18 protein-coding genes and 2 pseudogenes are annotated in these 19021 nt (G+C 64.3%); 11 read left to right on the top strand and 9 right to left on the bottom strand.

Annotated features, from left to right (window positions below; all coding sequences use genetic code 11):
* The first annotated feature begins 65 nt into the window (after positions 1-65).
* The 6 genes from I6F17_RS17520 (at position 66) to I6F17_RS17495 (ending at position 6563) form a co-directional block, all read left to right on the top strand.
* Positions 66-563 carry a hypothetical protein gene (locus I6F17_RS17520; RefSeq protein WP_225129289.1) on the top strand — a complete coding sequence of 166 codons (498 nt, stop codon included), beginning with the start codon at positions 66-68 and terminating at the stop codon, positions 561-563.
* 105 nt (positions 564-668) lie between these two features.
* Entirely contained in the window at positions 669-2270 is a 1602-nt protein-coding gene (locus I6F17_RS17515; RefSeq protein WP_225129291.1) for an acyl-CoA synthetase, read from the top strand.
* Positions 2271-2279: 9 nt separating this feature from the next.
* Entirely contained in the window at positions 2280-3140 is an 861-nt protein-coding gene (locus tag I6F17_RS17510; protein WP_225129293.1) for a DUF296 domain-containing protein, read from the top strand.
* Between the two features lie 96 nt (positions 3141-3236).
* The gene (locus I6F17_RS17505) at positions 3237-4004 is read left to right on the top strand and encodes an AAA family ATPase (RefSeq protein WP_225129295.1); all 768 of its coding nucleotides are present in this window, start codon (positions 3237-3239) and stop codon (positions 4002-4004) included.
* 1039 nt (positions 4005-5043) lie between these two features.
* Positions 5044-5607, top strand: coding sequence for an SRPBCC family protein (locus I6F17_RS17500; protein WP_036044199.1), 564 nt, complete (start codon positions 5044-5046; stop codon positions 5605-5607).
* Positions 5608-5609: 2 nt separating this feature from the next.
* The gene (locus I6F17_RS17495) at positions 5610-6563 is read left to right on the top strand and encodes a YncE family protein (protein ID WP_225129297.1); all 954 of its coding nucleotides are present in this window, start codon (positions 5610-5612) and stop codon (positions 6561-6563) included.
* 62 nt (positions 6564-6625) lie between these two features.
* Here I6F17_RS17495 and I6F17_RS17490 read toward each other — a convergent pair whose 3' ends face one another.
* A complete protein-coding gene (locus I6F17_RS17490; RefSeq protein WP_346657035.1) occupies positions 6626-7441 on the bottom strand; it encodes a DUF3313 domain-containing protein in 816 nt (271 codons plus the stop codon).
* Between the two features lie 29 nt (positions 7442-7470).
* Complete coding sequence (locus I6F17_RS17485; protein ID WP_225129302.1) at positions 7471-8589, bottom strand: acetylhydrolase; 1119 nt, start codon at positions 8587-8589, stop codon at positions 7471-7473.
* A gap of 93 nt (positions 8590-8682) precedes the next feature.
* Here I6F17_RS17485 and I6F17_RS17480 point away from each other — a divergent pair, with 93 nt between their 5' ends.
* A complete protein-coding gene (locus tag I6F17_RS17480; RefSeq protein ID WP_036044218.1) occupies positions 8683-9327 on the top strand; it encodes a TetR/AcrR family transcriptional regulator in 645 nt (214 codons plus the stop codon).
* 53 nt (positions 9328-9380) lie between these two features.
* On the opposite strand, the gene I6F17_RS17475 is transcribed toward I6F17_RS17480, so the two are convergent.
* Positions 9381-10028 carry an HAD-IA family hydrolase gene (locus I6F17_RS17475; protein WP_036044196.1) on the bottom strand — a complete coding sequence of 216 codons (648 nt, stop codon included), beginning with the start codon at positions 10026-10028 and terminating at the stop codon, positions 9381-9383.
* Positions 10029-10127: 99 nt separating this feature from the next.
* On the opposite strand from I6F17_RS17475, the pseudogene I6F17_RS17470 reads away from it, so the two are divergent.
* A pseudogene (locus I6F17_RS17470) lies at positions 10128-10241 on the top strand (DUF433 domain-containing protein); the annotation flags it as partial.
* 110 nt (positions 10242-10351) lie between these two features.
* Positions 10352-10498: pseudogene (locus tag I6F17_RS17465) on the top strand (RNA 2'-phosphotransferase); the annotation flags it as partial.
* A 1-nt stretch (position 10499) separates the two neighbouring features.
* Here the strand turns inward: I6F17_RS17465 and I6F17_RS17460 are convergent.
* The 5 genes from I6F17_RS17460 to I6F17_RS17440 all read right to left on the bottom strand — a co-directional run bounded on the left by I6F17_RS17460 (position 10500) and on the right by I6F17_RS17440 (position 17119).
* On the bottom strand, positions 10500-11069 hold the full coding sequence (locus I6F17_RS17460) for a DinB family protein (RefSeq protein WP_225129304.1): 570 nt from the start codon (positions 11067-11069) through the stop codon (positions 10500-10502).
* Positions 11070-11151: 82 nt separating this feature from the next.
* Positions 11152-14133: an excinuclease ABC subunit UvrA gene (gene uvrA / locus I6F17_RS17455; protein WP_057029260.1), complete on the bottom strand. Its 2982-nt coding sequence runs from the start codon at positions 14131-14133 to the stop codon at positions 11152-11154.
* 277 nt (positions 14134-14410) lie between these two features.
* A complete protein-coding gene (locus tag I6F17_RS17450) occupies positions 14411-15166 on the bottom strand; it encodes an outer membrane beta-barrel protein (protein ID WP_036028173.1) in 756 nt (251 codons plus the stop codon).
* A gap of 233 nt (positions 15167-15399) precedes the next feature.
* Positions 15400-16098: an outer membrane protein gene (locus I6F17_RS17445; protein WP_036012666.1), complete on the bottom strand. Its 699-nt coding sequence runs from the start codon at positions 16096-16098 to the stop codon at positions 15400-15402.
* 238 nt (positions 16099-16336) lie between these two features.
* A complete protein-coding gene (locus I6F17_RS17440) occupies positions 16337-17119 on the bottom strand; it encodes an outer membrane beta-barrel protein (protein ID WP_036028162.1) in 783 nt (260 codons plus the stop codon).
* Positions 17120-17564: 445 nt separating this feature from the next.
* Between I6F17_RS17440 and I6F17_RS17435 the strand changes: the two genes are divergently transcribed.
* A complete protein-coding gene (locus I6F17_RS17435; protein ID WP_225129306.1) occupies positions 17565-18059 on the top strand; it encodes a single-stranded DNA-binding protein in 495 nt (164 codons plus the stop codon).
* A 17-nt stretch (positions 18060-18076) separates the two neighbouring features.
* Here I6F17_RS17435 and I6F17_RS17430 read toward each other — a convergent pair whose 3' ends face one another.
* On the bottom strand, positions 18077-18406 hold the full coding sequence (locus I6F17_RS17430; protein ID WP_036012656.1) for a low molecular weight protein tyrosine phosphatase family protein: 330 nt from the start codon (positions 18404-18406) through the stop codon (positions 18077-18079).
* Between the two features lie 164 nt (positions 18407-18570).
* Here I6F17_RS17430 and I6F17_RS17425 point away from each other — a divergent pair, with 164 nt between their 5' ends.
* Positions 18571-18969, top strand: coding sequence for a DUF2306 domain-containing protein (locus tag I6F17_RS17425; protein WP_036028159.1), 399 nt, complete (start codon positions 18571-18573; stop codon positions 18967-18969).
* Positions 18970-19021 lie beyond the last annotated feature (52 nt).

Raw genomic sequence — 19021 nt, 5'->3', positions numbered from 1 at the left:
CGAGGTTGCGTCGATCATGTTTAAGATTCTCTGAACGATATCGTTTGTGGTTGCGACCAACGCCAATGCGATATCTGATCCTCCTGCTCAGCTTGCTCGTGACCGGCGCGCGTGCCGACGACGCAAAGCCGTTCAATCCGGCCGATTATCCGCCCGGCGTGCAGAAGGCTGTGCGCTACGCCAACGAGGAATGCGAGAGCCAGCAAGGCGGCGAGGTGACCTTCGCGCATGATACGGTGCGCAGGATCGACCTGACCGGCGATGGCCGCGAGGACTACATCGTCGATTTCCAGGACACCAAATGCGGCGATCGCGAGACGACCTATTGCGGAACCGGCGGCTGCGTCATGAAGATCCTGGTGACGCTGCCGGACGGCAGCGTGCGCGAGGTCTTCGACGGCTACGTCCTCCGCTACAAGATCATGGCCCCACCGGTGAAGCGCGGCGCCGCGCGCACCATCCGCTTCGATCTGCATGGCAGCTTCTGCGGCGGCTTTGGTCCGCAGGCCTGCTGGAAGACCCGGACCATCACGGCGACGCCTTTTGCGTTCAAGCAGCCGTAGACCAGGTGCGGCGCAGCCGGCCTTGCAGGGCCGCTGGCGTTGGCGATAAATGGGCTGCAATGAACGGACGGCTTCCGTGCCATCCGTCGCCCATGAGGAAGCCCGATGCAGCCCCTGCGCATGTCCCGCCGCGTCATGAATCTCGCCTATATGCTGACCCAGAATGCGCGGCGGCATGGCGCGCGTCCCGGCTTCGTCTGGGGGGACAAGTCCTGGACCTGGCGCGAGATCGATGCGCAGGTCTCGGCCCTGGCCGCGGCGCTCGCCGCGCGGGGCATTGCCAAGGGCGACCGCATCCTCGTCCATTCCAAGAATGGCGATGAGATGTTTGTCTCGATGTTCGCGGCGTTCCGGCTCGGTGCGGTCTGGGTGCCCACCAATTTCCGTCTGATGCCGGATGAGGTCAGCTATCTCGCGCAGGCCTCCGGCGCCAAGGCGTTCCTGTGCCATGTCGATTTCCCCGAGCATGCCGCGGCGGTGCAGGGCGGATCGCTGCAGTTCACCTGGAGCGTCGACGGCAAGGCCGCGTTCGGCGAGCGCTCGGTGGCCGATGCGATCGCCTCGCATGCGGGCGCCGTTGTGGAGAATGTCGCGGTCGAGCATGACGATCCCTGCTGGTTCTTCTTCACCTCCGGCACCACCGGACGCTCCAAGGCGGCCGTGCTCACCCACGGCCAGATGGGATTCGTCGTTACCAATCATCTCGCCGATCTGACGCCCGGCACGACCGAGCAGGATGCCTCGCTGGTGGTGGCACCGTTGTCGCACGGCGCCGGCGTGCACCAATTGATGCAGACCGCGCGCGGCGCGCGCACCGTGCTGCTGCCGACCGAGAAATTCGACATCAACGAGGCGTTCCGCCTGATCGAGGCGCATCGCGTCAGCAATCTCTTCACCGTGCCGACCATCCTGAAGATGATGGTCGAGCATCCCGCCGCCGACAAATACGACCATTCCTCGCTGCGCTACGTCATCTATGCGGGCGCGCCGATGTATCGCGAGGACCAGAAGGCGGCGTTGAAGAAGCTCGGCAAGGTGATCGTGCAGTATTTTGGCCTCGGTGAGGTCACCGGCAACATCACCGTGCTGCCGGCGGCGCTGCACGACCCGGAGGACGGCCCGCACGCCAGGATCGGCACCTGCGGCTTCGAGCGCACCGGCATGCAGGTGTCGATTCAGGACGATGAGGGCCGCGAGCTCAAGGCTAACCAGAGCGGCGAGATCTGCGTGATCGGGCCTGCCGTGTTCGCCGGCTATTACGACAACCCCGAAGCCAACGCGAAGGCGTTCCGCAACGGCTGGTTCCGCACCGGCGACCTCGGCCACATGGACGAGGAGGGTTTTGTGTACATCACAGGACGTGCGTCGGACATGTACATCTCCGGCGGCTCCAATATCTATCCGCGCGAGATCGAGGAGAAGATCCTGACCCATCCCGGGATTGGCGAGGTCGCCGTGCTCGGCGTGCCCGACGCGACCTGGGGCGAGGTCGGCGTCGCCGTCTGCGTCGTCCGAGAAGGCGCGAAGGCGGTGACCGAAGCGGAGATGGCGGCGTTCTTGTCGCCGAAAGTGCCGCGCTACAAGATGCCGAAGCGCTTCTTCTTCTGGGACGCGCTGCCGAAATCGGGCTACGGCAAGGTGCCGAAGCGCATGGTGCGCGACGAGCTCGAGGCGCGCGGGCTGCTCGACCTCGACAAGGCGAGCTGAGCGCACCAGATGCGGAGCATCAAGCAGCCGGGCGCGCCGCTTCCCGAACGCATTCAATGGGTGGAGGCGAGGGGACGCGCTTTCTCGTTCACACTTCAGGCCGGTCTGCCGCTGCTGGAGGCCGCGCGGCGCGGCTTTGCCGCGGAGGGCTTCGCCGGCGGCGTGCTGAATTTTCGCCATGGCGCGCTCGGGCCGTTCGCCTATGTCATGCCGGCGCTGTCGAAGACCGGTGAGAATGCGGCGTTCTACAGCGATACGTTCCGGCCCGCCGGCGTGACGCGTTTGAGGCTCGGCAGCATGACGCTCGGCACGCGCGACGGTGCGCCGTTCTTTCATTGCCACGGACTGTGGACGGAGGCTGACGGCAAGACGAGCGGCGGCCACATGATGCCGGACGAGACCGTCGTCGCCGAGCCGTTCGAGGTCGAGGCCTTCGGTCTGAACGGTGCGGTGTTCACGGCCGAGCCTGATGCGGAGACCAACTTCAAGCTGTTCGGACCGGTCGCGGCTGCAAGCACCGGCGCGCGCACAACGAGCCGCGCCTTCGCGCTCCGCCTGCGCCCGAACCAGGATTTTGCCGGCGCACTCGAAGCATTCTGCCGCACGAACGGTATCGCCCGCGCGAAGATTCATGGCGGCGTCGGCTCGACCATCGGCGCGCGCTTCAGCCATGGCGGCGTGACCGAGCCGTTTGCGACGGAGCTGGCGATTACGGCAGGGACAATCGCGCCCGGCGCCTCCGGCGCGCTGGAAGCTGCGCTCGATGTCGCCCTGATCGACTATACCGGCGGCGTTGCGGAGGGGCGTCTGATCCGTGGCGACAATCCGGTGCTGATGACGATGGAGCTGGTGCTGGAGGCAGGGGACTAGCTCGTCAGCCGTAAGGGAGTGGGTGCAAGATAGCGCTTCTGCACTCCAAATGTTCCTGTTACGTTCCATCGCGGACGCGAGGAGCGGCGGGAAGTCATGGCACGAAGAGGCAATCGAACGATCAACCTGCCAGCGCCGTATCTGAAGCGGGTATGGCTCGATCCGTCGCAGGTTCGCGACCGCGAGGCCTATCCGTTCTGCTTGCCCATCTTCCCTGACGATTTCGAGCTTAGATTCGATAATCCCATCACGATCATCGTTGGAGAGAACGGTGCCGGGAAGTCGACCATCCTCGAAGGCATCGCAGCGCTCGCCGGCTATGACGATGCCGGTGGCGGCAAGGGCTACAAGCCGGTCGATCATTCCGAAGCGCGCGAGGAGATGGGCGGCCAACTCTCCAAGGCGCTGCGCGCAAGCTGGCTGCCGAAGATCACCAACGGCTGGTTCTTTCGTGCGGAGAGCTTTTTCTCGGTCGCGCGATATCTGGACAAGGCTGCGCGGGATGCCGGCCAAGTCGGCCCCGATTTCCTGTCGCACTCCCATGGCGAAGGCTTCCTGCGTTTCTTCGAGGAGCGTTGCCAGCGCCAGGGCATCTTCATCTTCGACGAGCCGGAATCGGCGTTGTCGCCGGCGCGCCAGATCGAATTCCTCAAGCTGCTGCGTCGCATGGAAGAGTCCCGCATCTGCCAGGTCATCATGGCAACGCATTCGCCGATGCTGATGGCCTATCCCAACGCGCGGCTGCTGCGGCTCGGCAAATACGGCCTAGAGCCCATCACGGTGGAGCAGACCGACCATTACCGGCTGATGCGCGAGTTTTGTGCTGATCCGCACGGGTTCGTGGAGGCGACGCTGGCGGAGTAGGTGAGGGGATCCCCTAACAGTAGCTCTCTCCGTCGTCATTGCGAGCGCAGCGAAGCAATCCAGAATCTTTCCGCGGCAGCAGTCTGGATTGCTTAGCTGCGCTCGCAATGACGGAGTGTGGAGCAGCAGTGCGCCAACTCCCGTGTCCCGGACAAGCTGCAACGCGTGAGCATTGCGGCGCAGAGCCGGGACTCAGAAAGCCGCAGCATCGCGGATGCATGGGCTCCGGTTCTGCAGCGCATCACCATAGCGTCGAAGACGCGCGTGAACGCGCTTATGGTGCTGCGCAGCGTCCGTGGCACGAGACCGTTATCAATTCGCTGGCACGGTTTCGCATCCTCGCGGCGGATTCCGCCCGAGCTTTGCTGCATTCGCCACCCTCGAAAGTGCCGAGGGCGCAGGGAAGGCCGGGTGCCGGCCGGGCACCCACGGTCCACTGTGCGAAGCGTGTGCTTGAAAAAGCTGCACAGCGGCATACAGGTGAAGCCAAACATCCGGCCTTCCCTGCGCAGTGGGTTGACGGCTTATGTCGTGCTCTCCCCGGGGAGCGATGCACTATTGCCCCCGTCGCCTTGCGGATGGCTGACGGTGCGGGCCCGGTCGGCCCGCAACGTCACCGCAAGCCTTGGCGCACAGACCCCGGGCGCCAGGACCACACGATTTTGCCGTACGCAGACTGCGCCCGTCGTGTGCGCGCCTCGCCTGCTCACGGAGTGATCCGCCCTGCAAACCGCTTGCGCGCGACGCTGCCTGCGTCCACCACCTCCCATCCCGCGTTCGTGACGATCGCGATGCGCCCCTCGGCCCGGGTTGGGGTGGCCGCAACATGCGATAAATCCGAATTCTAGTAAAGCGAATTATTTGGGCGTGGCCAGGTTGACCCCGGTCTGGTGTTTTGCCCGTCGGCCAACCCAATCAATGGTGTGCATTGGCTTTGCCACCGCCGTGCCACGAACGGGTCTCCCCATGGCCCAAAAATGCGCTAGCATGACCTCAGCGCGCGTTCCAAGTCGCGCAGGTTGAGAAACGAGGAAACGAAATGAGGATGAGAAGCGGACCGGCGATCGCCGGGGTGGCGGCGCTGGCGGTGGCGGGGATGGCTCTGATGACCGCCTTCGAGCCGGTCTGGGCCCATGGGCCGACGCGGCAGAAGGTGCGGGAATCCATCGAGATCAACGCGGCCCCCGCCAAGGTGTGGGCGGTGATCGGCAATTTCCAGGACATGAGCTGGCTTCAGCCGGTCACCAAGACCGAAGGCGAGAAGGGCAACGAGATCGGCGCGACGCGCAAGCTGACCCTGACGGGCGGCGGGACGGTCGAGGAGGAGCTCTACAAATACGAGCCCGACATGCAGAGCTATTCGTACCGGATCACCAAGGTCGACGTGAAGGTGCTGCCTGTGACCAATTATTCCTCGACGCTGACGGTCTCGCCCGCGCCTGATGGCAAGGCCAAGCTGGAATGGGCCGGCGCGTTCTATCGCGGCTATCCCAACAACGACCCGCCGCCGGAGCTGAGCGACGAGGCCGCGATCAAGGCCGTGAGCGGGCTGTACAAGGCCGGGCTCGAGGCGCTCAAGAAGAAGATCGAGAGCGGTAGCTGATCGTGCGGGCGCTGGTTCTGGCGGCGCTCGCCGCCAGCCTTTGTCATGCGAGAATCGGGAGCGCAGCCGCCGAGGAGGCGTTCGTCACCAACCAGCTCAGCGACGATCTGATGGTCGTGGATCTCGCGACGTCGCGCAGCGTTGCGACCATCCCGATCGGCGGCAAGCCGGCCGGAATCGCCGTCAGCGCCGATGGGCGCTTTGCCTATGTCACGAGCCCGGATGCCAAGGCAGTGACGGTGGTCGACGCAGCGACGCGGCAGGTCGCTGGCCGCGTCGAGGTCGGCGGCGGGCCGCTCGGCATTGTCGTGGGGCCCGACGGCAAGGCGGTCTATGTCGCCGACTGGTATGCCGCCGCGGTGCGGGTGATCGATACGGCCTCGCGCAGCGTCACCGCGAGCATCGCGGTGGGCGCCTCGCCCTCGGGCCTCGCGCTGACGCCGGATGGCAAGCTGCTGCTCTCGGCCGACCGCGACGACGACAGTGTCTCGGTGGTCGACACGGCGACGCGCCAGCGCAAGGCCGTGATCAAGGTCGGTACCCGCCCGTTCGGCGTCACCATCGATGCCGATGGCAGGCGCGCCTACACCGCCAATGTCGGCTCCGACGATGTCTCGGTGATCGACATTGCAGACGGCCGCGAGATCGGCCGCGTGCCGGTCGGCATGCGCCCCTATGCGGTGGCGCTCACGCAAGGGCGCGGCTTCGTCACCGACCAATATGCCGGCACTGTTAGCGTGTTCGACCTTGCGAGCCTGAAGCCGATCAAGCGCATCAATGTCGGCGACTATCCCGAAGGCATCGCGGCGACCGCCGACGGCAAGCGCGTCATCGTCGCCTGCTGGGAGAGCAACACGCTTGGCATCATCGATGCGGCCGAGCTGAAGGTCATCGGCGAGATCAGAACCGGCGACGGCCCACGGGCGTTCGGGGCGTTCCTGCGCAGGACGGAGTAGTTTGCCGGATCCGCGGCAGCTTCCTCGGGCTGGCCGAATTCAAACGGCCATCCCGCCAGAGTTCAATTGACGTTCTGCGCTTCCAACATCGTGTTCTCCGGCGCACCTCGGTCGGTCCAGTCCGGCGGCAACCCGATTCTTTCTCCGGCCAGACCCGCCAATCCTGGCGCCCGGCCGAATGTTTCGCAGATCGCTTCCTTGGGCGCACCACCGAGAGAGGCGCTCAATCTGTCGACGGACGGCGGCGCGGGGACCTTCCCGAACGGACTCTCCGCGGCAACGAGAAACCTCCCGAAATCGCTTCCGAAAGCCTCGGCCAGATCATAGGCATCCCCATCGCTTGATACACGCGGAGCGCTGGTGAAGGAGTTCGCTCCGCGCGCCCAGATCATGGCCGCTTGCTGATTGCCGCTGCGGTCGCGGGCCTCGGCCTCGACGGACAGGCTTCCCAGTCCGATCGGAAGCCGCGGCACCGGAATGGGCACGCCGGGAGCGACGATGGAGGGCACGACGCTCGCAACCTTGGAGACGCCGGCTGCCGCCGCATCGGTCGGCGCAATCTGTGTGATGACGGCGCGAACATTCAAGTCCGCAGCCTCCGTGGGAGCTACGATCCGGAAGCGCTCGCTGAGCGCAAGACACATCGCTCTGTTGATTGCGTTCTTGATCAGCCTGCGCTGCTGCGGCGTGAACGGCTGGCTGGCTGCGGTCGCCGTGAACGCGGTCGGCTCGATGCGAGCGGTCTTCGCGGCGAGAACATCAGCCTTGCTGATCCGGAGCTGCGACTTGGTCAAGAGACCATCGGACGGCGTGAGATCGTCGTAGGAGGCCAGCGACCCCGCTCGTTCCAGCGGAGCCGCCGCGCAACCGGCGGCCATCGAGCTCAAGACCGCAACTGCGAGCCACCTCATTGCGAGGGAACGAGACCGGTCGCCACTCCCTGGGCCACGCGCCGGGACTGCGCGACGGGCAGGGGAGAAGGTGCGGCGCCCGGCGCCGAGGCGAGCATGGGCTGCCAGGTCACGTTCCAGCGCGCCAGCGTGGCACCGTTGCCATCGAAAACCAGGTCGAGAAAGGCCAGGGTGAGCTCGGCCGTCGCGAGCTTCACTTTCGGGTTGAGCGCCGGACCACCGGTGAAGGAGCGATCGGTGAAGATGCTGTGCGAGCCGCCTTCGAACACGGCAAGCAGCTTGCGCGGTGTGGCAATGGCGTTGAAGACCTCCAGCCGGTCGGCAGCGGGTGAGTAATATCCGGGGATCTGGATGACGTCCTTCGTCGCCGTCACGTGCAGGGTTGGAACGGTGATCCTGCTCAACACCGAGGCAAGATCGGGTTCGCCATAGAATGGAGGGGCCGAAATGACGATGGCGGCGGCAAAGCGCGGGTCGCGGGCCTCGACCCACTTGCCGTCGCGCATCACGCGGGCGCCAACCGCAACAAGCGCCGTGTTCGCCCCATAGGAATGCCCCGCCGCCATGATGCGCCGGCGGTCTACGTGGGCACCATGGGGACTCGACAGCATGCGATCCAGGGCAAAGCGCAGATCCAGGGCTCGCGCCAGCGCCTCGCTCTCGTGAGCGGCACGCTGCAGGCGGTCCACGACGGCGAGGGGATTGCCCGCCCAGAGCGAGGAATCGCTGCCGGCATGCTGAACATGCAGGCTGGCGACGCCGCGGGCCGACCAATATCGCCCCAGATAGCTGTAGCCCCGACGAGAGCCGCCGAGCCCATGGGAGAACACGATGAGCGGCACGCGCGATCCCGGCGCAATATCCGCCGGCCAGTGCAGGCGCGCCGGAACGGGCCGCGAACGCGCCGGATCGACCCAGTCGAAGTCGACGACCGCGGGGGGCGCGGACTGCGCCCGGGCTGGAGGCGCGGCGAGCGTCGCCGTGACGGCGACCGCCAGCAGCGCGGCACCGAACCGCCGTCGGGTCAGGCTTGTCGCTCCGCTCGCACCGCCCGCGCCATTCGCGTGCGCGGATCGCACATGCCGAGAGGAAGTGTCGCTCAACCCGTTCACCATGAAGGCACCTTGTATGAAGTCGCACCGAGTGTAATTGATGTATTGCACTTAGTGTAATTTTGCAAACTGGTCGATTTCATGGCAAAACAGGTCATGAAAAGTTCATCCCGGAAGGAGGAAGGCCTGCGCGAGCGGAAGCGGCGCGAAACGCTGCATCGTATCGCCGAGCAGGGCCTTAAACTGTTTCTGACCAGGGGCTATGATGCCACCACGCTCGACGCGATCGCGGAGGCGGCGGGGATCTCGCGGCGGACGTTCTTCTACTACTTCAAGTCCAAGGAAGAGATCCTCCTGGCGTGGCAGGATGGTGGTTTCAGCGAGACCTTGCGTGCCGCCGTGCTCGAGCAAACGACCAAGCAGTCGCCGCTCGATGCCGCAAGGAACGGCCTGCTGGAGCTGACAGCCCGCTTCCCGGTCGATTACAAGCAAATAAAAGTGATCGAGCGCCTGATGTCCGCGAACGAGTCGCTTCGCATCCGGCAGCAGGCGAAATACGTCGAGAAGGAAGCTGCCGTGTTCGCGGCGCTGTCCCAGATGTGGCCGCAGCCGCATCGGCAGGCTGCGCTGCGCGTGGTCGCCATGATGTCGGTCGGAGCCTTGCGGCTTGCGATGGACAGTTGGAATCGCGACCAGGGCAAGCGGCCTTTGGCCGTCTACGTGAAAGAGGCTTTTGCGTGCCTGAACCGGGAGATCGGAGCGGGAGCCTCGGGCAAGGCTGCCGGTCGATCCGGCGAGTGAGTGAGGGCCGGCCCGGGCTCTCGATGGAAAAGCAATACGGCCGCGCGGTGGTGTTAAGCCCGCATCGGAGCTGTGACGCCGATCAGCGCCGGCGCGATGTCACGGATGTGCTCGAACACATGGTCGGGCCGAAGCGCCGTTAGCGCCGCCGGTGCCGCATAGCCCCAGCACACCGCGCCGCAGGCGATCCCGACCGCCCGCGCCGCGTCGATGTCGCGGACCTCGTCGCCGATCGAGATCACCCTGCTAGGCGCGACGCCGGCGCGGCGGATGACCCGGCGGAATTTCGCGGCCTTGCCGAACAGCGACGCCGCGCAGTCGAAATGCGAGAACAGCGCTGCGGCGTCCCCGAGCTTCTCGCGCGCATTGGCCTCGCTGTCGGACGTCACCAGCGCGAGCTGCACGCCGTTCTCGGCCAGCGTTCGCAGCATCGTCTCGACGTCCGCGAACAACGAAATCTCAGCTGCTGCCTCCGCCTTCAGCCGCCGCGCATGCCGCGCAATCGCCGGCAGCTTCCACATGGGCACTTCCAGCTTGGCGAGGATCTCGCGGCTCGACGCATGTCTGAGCTCTTCGATGTCCTCAGGCGCGACACGACGAAAATTGAAGCGGTCGGCGACGTCGTTAATAGTGCGCAGGAACCACGGAAAGCTGTCTGCGAGGGTGCCGTCCAGGTCGAAGATGGCGAGGGCGTAGGGCATGTGGGACGGGGTTACCCGGCGGTCCTGCGCATCGGGCTTCCGCCCGCAAGCGCTGACAGATGCGACCGGAGATGTTATATCAAGCTCTAGAGGTGACAGATGTCGGAGCTACTGACAAGGATTACGGTCGATCCGCAGCGTATGCATGGGCGCCGCTGCATTCGCGATCTGCGCATCACGGTTGCCGACGTTCTGGGATTGCTGTCCGCGGGACAGTCACGCGAGAGAAAGCCGCTTCCCGATCTGCCATTCTCGTCACCAAGGATCGCGACTTCTCGCTTCTCCGGGCCGCAAAGCGACAGGGGCCAATCGTGCTTGAGGCGACTGCGCAGCGTGTCGGTCAGCGCCACGGCAAGCCGCACATCTTCAAGGTCGATGCCGGCAGCATGCATGCCAAGGGATTCAAGTTTTTTCGCGCAGAGAACGGTGTGTGGCTGACCGACCGTGTGCCGCCGGAGTTCCTGGCGTAGCTTACGTCCTGGATTTCCAAACGGTCTCCTCGGTCCAGCCGAGTTCGGCGAATTCGGCGGCTCGCAGCGGCGCTTCGCCCTCCGCGAAGAACTCGTCAAGCTGCGGCGGTACGACCCTTGTTTCGGACAGCATGGCATGCGCCTGTCCGCGGTGATGAATTTGATGCTGGAAGAGATGCATGAGCAGCCGGTCGCAGCGCTCGGTTTGAACGCTCGTATCGCGGTTAATCCGGACGAAGGCGTCGAGCCGTTCAGTTGTCAGCGCATCGCAGATCGCAATCAGGCGCTTGTCCATTGCGGCCTGGGCAGCTTTCAGCTCGGCTAAGGAGGGGTACGGCACCTCGTTCTTCCAGGCTGCCGGTCCGAGCCAACCCCCTTCAAGCGCATCGATGTAGAAGAAGTCGATGATGTAGATGTGGTTCAGCGTACGCTGCAGGCTTGGAAAGAAGCCGGTGCGGTGGGCTTCGAATTCAGACTGGGATAGCGCAGCGCAGGCGGCGAGCAGGCGATGGTTCGCCCAAGCGTTGTTGTGGGCGAAGGCGCGGTAGGTTTGTACGAGTCCAGCGGACATGTCGGTTCTTTCCCGATCGAATAGTGGCTGATTACGCTCCGCTAATCCGCCCTACAGCCCTGTGGCTTCGATGCAGCGCAATCTACTCCGCCGCCTCGCTCGCCGCACGCCTCCGCTTCGGCTTCCGCGCCTTCTCCAGCACCGGGGCCAGGAATTTCCCCGTATAGCTCCGCGGCGCTTTCGCAATGTCTTCCGGGGGGCCCCAGGCGACGATCTCGCCGCCGCCGTCGCCGCCTTCGGGGCCTAAGTCGATGACCCAGTCGGCGGTCTTGATGACTTCGAGATTGTGCTCGATGACGACGACCGTGTTTCCTTGCGCGACCAGCTCGTGCAGCACTTCAAGCAGCTTCTTGACGTCATGGAAGTGCAGGCCGGTGGTGGGCTCGTCCAGGATGTAGAGCGTGCGGCCGGTGGCGCGTTTTGACAATTCCTTTGCCAGCTTGACGCGCTGGGCTTCGCCGCCCGACAGCGTCGTCGCCTGCTGGCCGACATGGATGTAATCGAGCCCGACGCGGTGCAGGGTCTGGAACGTCTCACGGACACGCGGCACCGCCTTGAAGAACTCGGCGGCTTCCTCGACCGTCATGTCGAGCACGTCGGCTATGCTCTTGCCCTTAAACAGCACCTCCAGCGTCTCGCGGTTGTAGCGCTTGCCCTTGCAGACGTCGCAGGTGACGTAGACGTCGGGCAGGAAGTGCATCTCGATCTTGATGACGCCGTCGCCCTGGCAGGCCTCGCAGCGGCCGCCCTTGACGTTGAAGGAGAAGCGGCCGGGCTCGTAGCCGCGCGCCTTCGCTTCCGGCAGGCCGGCGAACCATTCGCGGATCGGCGTGAACGCGCCGGTGTAGGTCGCGGGATTCGAGCGCGGGGTGCGGCCGATCGGCGACTGGTCGATGTCGATGATCTTGTCGATGTGCTCGAGGCCCTCGATGCGGTCGTGCGGGGCGGCGCCCTCGCTGGCATTGTTCAGCTTGCGGGCGATGGCGCGGTAGAGGGTATCGATCAGCAGCGTCGACTTGCCGCCGCCGGAGACGCCGGTGACGCAGGTGAACAGGCCGAGCGGAATTTCCGCCGTGACGTTCTTGAGGTTATTGCCGCGCGCGTTCACCACCTTGATGGTGCGGCGATGGTTCGGCGGACGCCGCTCCGGCACCTCGACCTCGAGCTCGCCGGTGAGGTACTTGCCGGTCAGCGATTTCGGGTTGCGCATGATCTCGGCGGGCGTGCCTTCGGCGACGATGTTGCCGCCATGCATGCCGGCGCCGGGGCCGATGTCGAGCACGTAGTCGGCGAGACGAATGGCGTCCTCGTCATGCTCGACCACGACCACGGTGTTGCCGAGGTCGCGCAGCCGCTTCAGCGTATCGAGCAGGCGGGCGTTGTCGCGCTGGTGCAGGCCGATCGAAGGCTCGTCCAGCACGTAGAGCACGCCTGTGAGCCCCGAGCCGATCTGCGAGGCGAGGCGGATGCGCTGGCTCTCGCCGCCGGACAGCGTGCCGGAGGAGCGGGACAGCGTCAGATAATTGAGGCCGACGTCGAGCAGGAAGGTGAGGCGCTCGCGGATCTCCTTCAGGATGCGGCCCGCGATCTCGTTCTGCTGCGCGTTCAGCGCCTCCGGCACGGTCTCGAACCATGCGCCGGCGCCCTTCACGGACAGCTCGGAGATTTCGCCGATATGCTTGCCGCCGACCTTGACGCAGAGCGCCTCGGGCTTGAGCCGAAAGCCCTTGCAGCCCTCACAGGGGACGTCGTGGAAATATTTCGCCAGCTCCTCGCGCGCCCACTCGCTCTCGGTCTCGCGGTAGCGGCGGTTGATGTTGGTGATGACGCCCTCGAACGGCTTCTTGGTGTCGTAGGAGCGCACCCCGTCCTCGTAGGAGAACTTGATCTCGTCCTCGCCCGAGCCGTAGAGGATCGCGTTTTGCGTCTTCTTCGGCAAATCCTTCCACTTGGTGTCGAGTGTGAACTTGTAGTGCTTGCCGAGCGCGGTCAGCGTCTGCACGTAATAGGGCGACGACGACTTGGCCCAGGGCGCGATCGCGCCCTTGCGCAGCGTCAGATCCTTCTCGGGGATGACGAGGTCCTCGTCGACATGCTGCTCGACGCCGAGGCCGCCGCAGGCGGGGCAGGCGCCGTAGGGATTGTTGAAGGAGAACAGGCGCGGCTCGATCTCGGGGATGGTGAAGCCGGAGACCGGGCAGGCGAACTTTTCCGAGAACAGGATGCGCTCGGGGCCGCTCTTGTCGTGAATCTTTGCGGTCTTCTTCTTTTCCTCCGCGGGAGCCGCTGCTGCGGGAGCATCGGCGAACTCGACGACGGCAAGGCCTTCGGCGAGCTTCAGCGCGGTCTCAAAGCTCTCGGCGAGGCGCTGGCCGATATCGGCACGCACCACGATGCGATCGACCACCACGTCGATGTCGTGCGGGAATTTCTTGTCGAGGCTAGGGGCTTCCGCCAGCTCATGGAAGGTGCCGTCGATCTTGACGCGCTGAAAGCCCTTCTTGAGCCATTCGGCGAGCTCCTTCCTGTACTCGCCCTTGCGGCCTCGCACGACGGGGGCGAGCAGATAGAGGCGGGTGCCCTCGGGCAGCGCCAGCACGCGGTCGACCATCTGCGAGACGGTCTGGCTCTCGATCGGCAGGCCCGTGGCCGGCGAATAGGGCACGCCGACGCGGGCCCAGAGCAGGCGCATGTAGTCGTAGATCTCGGTGACGGTGCCGACGGTGGAGCGCGGGTTCTTCGACGTCGTCTTCTGCTCGATCGAGATCGCCGGCGACAGGCCGTCGATCTGGTCGACGTCGGGCTTCTGCATCATCTCCAGGAACTGGCGGGCATAGGCCGACAGCGATTCGACGTAGCGGCGCTGGCCCTCGGCATAGATGGTGTCGAAGGCGAGCGAGGATTTGCCGGAGCCGGATAGCCCGGTGAACACCACCAGCTTGTCGCGGGGAATCTCGACGTCGATATTCTTGAGGTTGTGCTCGCGCGCGCCGCGGATCGTAATTGCGCGCAGGCTGGAGCCCGCGTTCTGTTGTTGGCGCTTCGCCTTGATCACTTCATCCATCCGAGTTGCCCTCAAGGAAGCCCAAAGGTGCGCGATCGCGCCAACAAAAAAGGCGCGCTGCGCCCGGAACCGGGATCGGCGCCGATGGGTATGGCAGCGAACGTAGGAAGAACGGCGGCGGATTTCCAGTGGGACTTGCGAATCGTCAACGGATTGTTGGCGTGCTGGCGGGATCTGGCAGCAGGAACGCGCGGAACCGCTCGCGGAGCACCCAGCCAAAACAAAAAGGCCGGCGCGAGGCCGGCCTTTCGTGACGATGTGACCTCGGCAGGGAAGTTCAGTACTTCGCGACCACCGGGCCACCGAAGGTGTAGTTGAGTCGAACGGTAGCCATGTCCACGTCCTGCTTGATGCTGTCGGTGCGAGTGGTCACGCCGAGGAAGGTGAAGGTCTCGTTGTGCCTGCCCATGAACAGGTGGTTGTATTCGACAGCGACCGACCAGTTCGGGGCGAAGCCGAATTCTATGCCGGTGCCGACGGTACCGCCCCAGCGCGTTTCGTTCGCGGTGTCGAGCGTAACGCCGCCAAAACTGCCAGTGTACTTGTTGTGAGTGACGGCAGCGCCGCCCTTCACGTACCAAAGCACGTTGTTCCAGGCATAACCGACCTGGCCAGTGAAGAGGCCGATGGCGTCGATCCTGGTCTCGTTCACCAGCGGCGCGAGCGCGGCAGGCGAGCTGATGTTCGAACCCTTCAGGTCAGCCCAGTCGCCCTGGGCTTCGAGACCGAACACCCAGTTGGCGGACTGCCAGCGATAACCGATCTGGCCGCCGACGAGTGCGCCGGTCGCATTGTGACAACCTTCGGCCACCGCCGGAGCGACCACGAAGGGGCCGACACTGGTGAGATCCCAACAGTTGCGGCTCCAGCCACCGCCGGCGTTGGCGCCGAGGTAGAAGCCGCTCCAGTTGTACACCGCGATCGGTGCCACCGGAGCCTTGGTGTAGGGGCGGGCCGCCAAATCGGCCGCCGAGGCCGGTGCCAACGCGCTGAGTGCGAACAAGCTGGCCGAAGCCAGCAAAAGCTTCTTCATATCCATTCCCCACTTCCATTTCTCATTCCGGTCTTCCGGAGAGCGGAAGAGCAGCGGACCTTATGACTCAAGCAACGTCATTGCTTTTACACCATTGAAGCCAAAGGTTGTGTCACCCAGCGGCCACACCCCTTCGAAAACGCGAGCGAACGGGCGGCCGCAACAAACAAAAAGGCCGGCGCGAGGCCGGCCTTTCGTGACGATGTGACGTCGGTCGTGATCAGTACTTTAGATCAGTACTTGGCGACGACCGGGCCGCCGAAGTGATAGTTCACGCCGACCTGCACGGTGTGGAGGTCGAGAGTGCCGGTGTTGACCGGGAAGACGCCCGAGAAGTAGGTCTCGCCGCCCAGGCTGCGATAGAGGTACTCGCCCTTGACCGACCAGTTCGGAGCAAACATCGCCTCGACGCCCGCGCCGACCGTCCAGCCCGAATGGAACTGGCTCTCCGAGAGGCTCAGAACAGGGGGCGCGCTGACGCTGATCTTGTTGTTGATCCAGGCGTAACCACCCGTGGCGTACAGCAGGACGCTCGGGGAAGCGAGCCAGCCGATGCGACCACGCACGGTGCCGAGCGCGTCGATACGCGAACTGACCGTCGTGGGAACGAGGGCGCCACCAAAATCAACAAGACCGGTCGCCGAGGCGTTTACGTCAGCCCACGCGCCATCAGCTTCGATGCCGAACACGACGTTGGAGGTCTGCCAGTTGTAGCCAACGGTGCCGCCGACGAAACCGCCCTGCATGCGCGGATCATCGGAGCTGTTTTCCCAGGCGCCGCCGCCGACGATACCGAGGTAGAAGCCGGTCCAGTTGTAGACCGAGGCCACAGGCGCAGGCGCCTTGGTGTAGGGGCGGGCTGCCAGATCAGCAGCCGAAGCGGGGGCCGCGAGAGCGAATACACAGGCCGAAGCCAACAAAACCTTCTTCATTTTCAACTTAATCCCAGTCCCAGTTTCTGTTGTTGCCTTCCTCGCGGAAGGGCAGCGGACTCAAACGGCCCAACTGACGTCGTGTTTACACCACCAAAGCCGCAAGTTGTGTCTCCGAAAAGCCACAACAGTCCAAAAGGTGATGGTTACTGACTTATTTACGTCCAGGCATGTGCCGAAAAAAAGAAGGGCCGGCGCAGGGCCGGCCCTTCCATTTGCTCGCGAAATGAGAGGGATATCAGTACCTCGCGACCAACGGGCCGCCGAAGCGATAATTCAGGCGGACCAGACCCATGTCGACGTCCTGACTGATGCGATCGCTCCCGAAGGCAACGCCCGCAGGCGTCGTGAAGGCGATCGTACGGTCGCCGAGGAAGATGTGGTTGTACTCGACGCCGAGCGTCCAGTTCGGAGCAAATCCGAATTCCAGGCCGGCGCCAACGGTGCCGCCCCAGCGGGTCTCGCGAGCCGACGCCAGCAGCGTGCCGGCGCCAGGCGTGCCAGGCGCGGCATAGACGTCGTACTTATCCCCGACTACGGCGGCGCCGCCCTTCACATAGAGCAGCACGTTGTTCCAGGCATAACCGACCTGCCCCGTGATCAGGCCAAAAGCATCGATGTGAGAGCGGTTACGATCACCGGTGACCAAAGCGCTTCCAGGGAAGAGGAGGCTGACGTTGTCCCCCGAGAAGTCAGCCCAGTTGCCCTGGCCCTCGAGGCCGAACACCCAATTGGCCGACTGCCAGCGGTAGCCGATCTGGCCACCGACCGTGCCGCCGGTCGCATCGTGACAGCCTTCAGCCACCAGAACGCCCGTGACCGGGGTCACGAAGTCCCAGCACTTGCGGCTCGTGCCGCCGCCGCCGTTGACGCCGATGTAGAAGCCGCTCCAGTCGTAAACCGCGGCGACCGCCGGGGCCGGAGCCTTGGTGTAGGGACGCGCAGCCATATCCGCCGCGCTTGCCGGAGCCGACAGCCCCAATGCCATTGCACTGATTACGCCGAAAAGAATCTTATTCATTGCAGTCTCCCCAAGTTTCGTCCGCTTCATGAAAGTCCCCGAAGCGGCTGATCAGACGCGACACCCATATGAATCAATTCCAAGGCAAAGGTAGCTTAAGGAAAGGGCAGAGTCCGTCTCCGGAATGCCACACTCGCTGGCTTAATGAATGGTTCCAACTTGATGAATGTTAAGTAGTATTTACCATTCTCGGGAACCCAAAAAGGTTCCATTCGAGGGCTGTCCTTTTTTGTGGCATGAGAGGGAACGCGGAAATATCCGCTCGCTCGCGCCGAGAACAAATCTGGAACAGACGTGCGCGCGATGCTATATGTGGGGATAACCCTGGGGGTAGCGGGCTGATCGGCGCCCGCAAGCGTATAGGGTCGCCCTAGCGGGCGCAGAGGAACGCGGGCAGCGGATCGGCCCTTTTGAAATTCAGTGGCATTCGGAGTGGAGAGCGGCGATGGCGGGAAGCGTCAACAAGGTCATTCTGGTTGGAAATCTCGGCAAGGATCCCGAAATCCGCCGCACCCAGGACGGGCGGCCGATCGCGAATTTGAGCATCGCGACCTCGGAGACCTGGCGCGACAAGAACACCGGCGAGCGCAAGGAGAAGACCGAGTGGCATCGCATCGTGATCTTCTCTGAGCCGCTTTGCAAGATCGTCGAACAGTATCTGAAGAAGGGCGCAAAGGTTTACATCGAAGGCGCGCTCCAGACCCGCAAGTACACCGACCAGAGCGGCGTCGAGAAATACTCGACCGAGGTCGTGCTGCAGGGCTTCAACTCAACGCTGACGATGCTGGACGGCCGCGGTGGCGGCGGCGGAGGTGGCAGCTTCGGCGACGAGCCGGGCGGCGACTTCGGCTCCTCCGGACCCGTCAGCAGCGCGCCGCGCCGTCCCGTTGCCGCCGGCGGCGGCCGCAACAGCGACATGGACGACGATATCCCGTTCTAGGACTTCGGAAGAGGCGGCTAGTCTCGGCGCAGATAACGGCCAACTCGGTTTTCAAGGATCCGCACCAGGACAGGATCCATGAATTCATAGTCGTCCGGAATGTCGAGACAGATGACCCGCTTGTTGTACAAGCTGGAGCGGAATTTCCGGTTCAGCTTGGTCCGGTGGGTCTTTTCCATGACGAAGATGACGTCGGCCCATTCAATCTGCTCGGCGGACAGCAAGACGTCCGCGCCGTTCGAAATGCCGGCCGAGTCGGTCTCGATCCCGGGCCAGGTCGAAAACACCTGCTCGGCGGTAGGGCTGCGGAGGCGATTGGCGCTGCAGACGAAAAGGACGTTGGTCACTTTGCCGCTCTCGGAGACGATCGGTCAGGTATCGGCGGGATGATTGGTCAGTGCTTTTCGGGCGGGCTTCCGAGAGTTCCTGCTACATAAATACAGTTCTTTTGGTCGACGGCTTTTCCGGCCTAAGCTTATGTGCGCCTCCGCCGGACACGAGGAAGCCCTGCATGAGCCTTGCGCCGCTGCTTGAGGCCGCGCCGGTGGTCCCGCTGCATGCCTTTGCCGCAATGGCCGCCCTTGTGCTTGGCCTCTTCCAGTTCTCCGCCCCCAAGGGCACGCTGCCGCACCGGACTATCGGCTGGATCTGGGTGGTCCTGATGGTGTTCGTGGCCGCCTCGTCGTTCTGGATCCACGAGATCCGTCTGGTCGGGCCGTTCAGCCCGATCCATTTCTTGTCGATCTTCACCCTGGCGGTGCTGCCGCTGGCGGTATGGCGTGCGCGCACCCATCGCGTCGCCGACCACCGGCGGATGATGATCTTGATCTTCTTCGGCGCCCTGGTGGTGGCAGGACTGTTCACGCTGGTGCCTGGGCGCATCATGCACCGGGTGACTTTCGGGGCGTGAGAGCCGGTTCCGCCCAGTCCGTTCCGGCCCCGTCCGCGGCCGTGGCGCGAAG

The sequence above is a fragment of the Bradyrhizobium sp. NBAIM18 genome, assembly GCF_020193825.1.
Classification (GTDB): domain Bacteria; phylum Pseudomonadota; class Alphaproteobacteria; order Rhizobiales; family Xanthobacteraceae; genus Bradyrhizobium; species Bradyrhizobium yuanmingense.
Note: the sequence above shows the minus strand (reverse complement) of the source record. Positions and strands in the feature narration are given on the sequence as shown.

Excerpts from the sequence above, each read along its gene's own strand:
- I6F17_RS17520 (WP_225129289.1), top strand. The coding sequence starts at position 66 with ATGCGATATCTGATCCTCCTGCTCAGCTTGCTCGTGACCGGCGCGCGT.
- I6F17_RS17515 (WP_225129291.1), top strand. The coding sequence starts at position 669 with ATGCAGCCCCTGCGCATGTCCCGCCGCGTCATGAATCTCGCCTATATG.
- I6F17_RS17510 (WP_225129293.1), top strand. The coding sequence starts at position 2,280 with ATGCGGAGCATCAAGCAGCCGGGCGCGCCGCTTCCCGAACGCATTCAA.
- I6F17_RS17505 (WP_225129295.1), top strand. The coding sequence starts at position 3,237 with ATGGCACGAAGAGGCAATCGAACGATCAACCTGCCAGCGCCGTATCTG.
- I6F17_RS17500 (WP_036044199.1), top strand. The coding sequence starts at position 5,044 with ATGAGGATGAGAAGCGGACCGGCGATCGCCGGGGTGGCGGCGCTGGCG.
- I6F17_RS17490 (WP_346657035.1), bottom strand. The coding sequence starts at position 7,441 with ATGGCCGCCGGTTGCGCGGCGGCTCCGCTGGAACGAGCGGGGTCGCTG.
- I6F17_RS17485 (WP_225129302.1), bottom strand. The coding sequence starts at position 8,589 with ATGGTGAACGGGTTGAGCGACACTTCCTCTCGGCATGTGCGATCCGCG.
- I6F17_RS17480 (WP_036044218.1), top strand. The coding sequence starts at position 8,683 with ATGAAAAGTTCATCCCGGAAGGAGGAAGGCCTGCGCGAGCGGAAGCGG.
- I6F17_RS17475 (WP_036044196.1), bottom strand. The coding sequence starts at position 10,028 with ATGCCCTACGCCCTCGCCATCTTCGACCTGGACGGCACCCTCGCAGAC.
- I6F17_RS17460 (WP_225129304.1), bottom strand. The coding sequence starts at position 11,069 with ATGTCCGCTGGACTCGTACAAACCTACCGCGCCTTCGCCCACAACAAC.
- uvrA (WP_057029260.1), bottom strand. The coding sequence starts at position 14,133 with ATGGATGAAGTGATCAAGGCGAAGCGCCAACAACAGAACGCGGGCTCC.
- I6F17_RS17450 (WP_036028173.1), bottom strand. The coding sequence starts at position 15,166 with ATGAAGAAGCTTTTGCTGGCTTCGGCCAGCTTGTTCGCACTCAGCGCG.
- I6F17_RS17445 (WP_036012666.1), bottom strand. The coding sequence starts at position 16,098 with ATGAAGAAGGTTTTGTTGGCTTCGGCCTGTGTATTCGCTCTCGCGGCC.
- I6F17_RS17440 (WP_036028162.1), bottom strand. The coding sequence starts at position 17,119 with ATGAATAAGATTCTTTTCGGCGTAATCAGTGCAATGGCATTGGGGCTG.
- I6F17_RS17435 (WP_225129306.1), top strand. The coding sequence starts at position 17,565 with ATGGCGGGAAGCGTCAACAAGGTCATTCTGGTTGGAAATCTCGGCAAG.
- I6F17_RS17425 (WP_036028159.1), top strand. The coding sequence starts at position 18,571 with ATGAGCCTTGCGCCGCTGCTTGAGGCCGCGCCGGTGGTCCCGCTGCAT.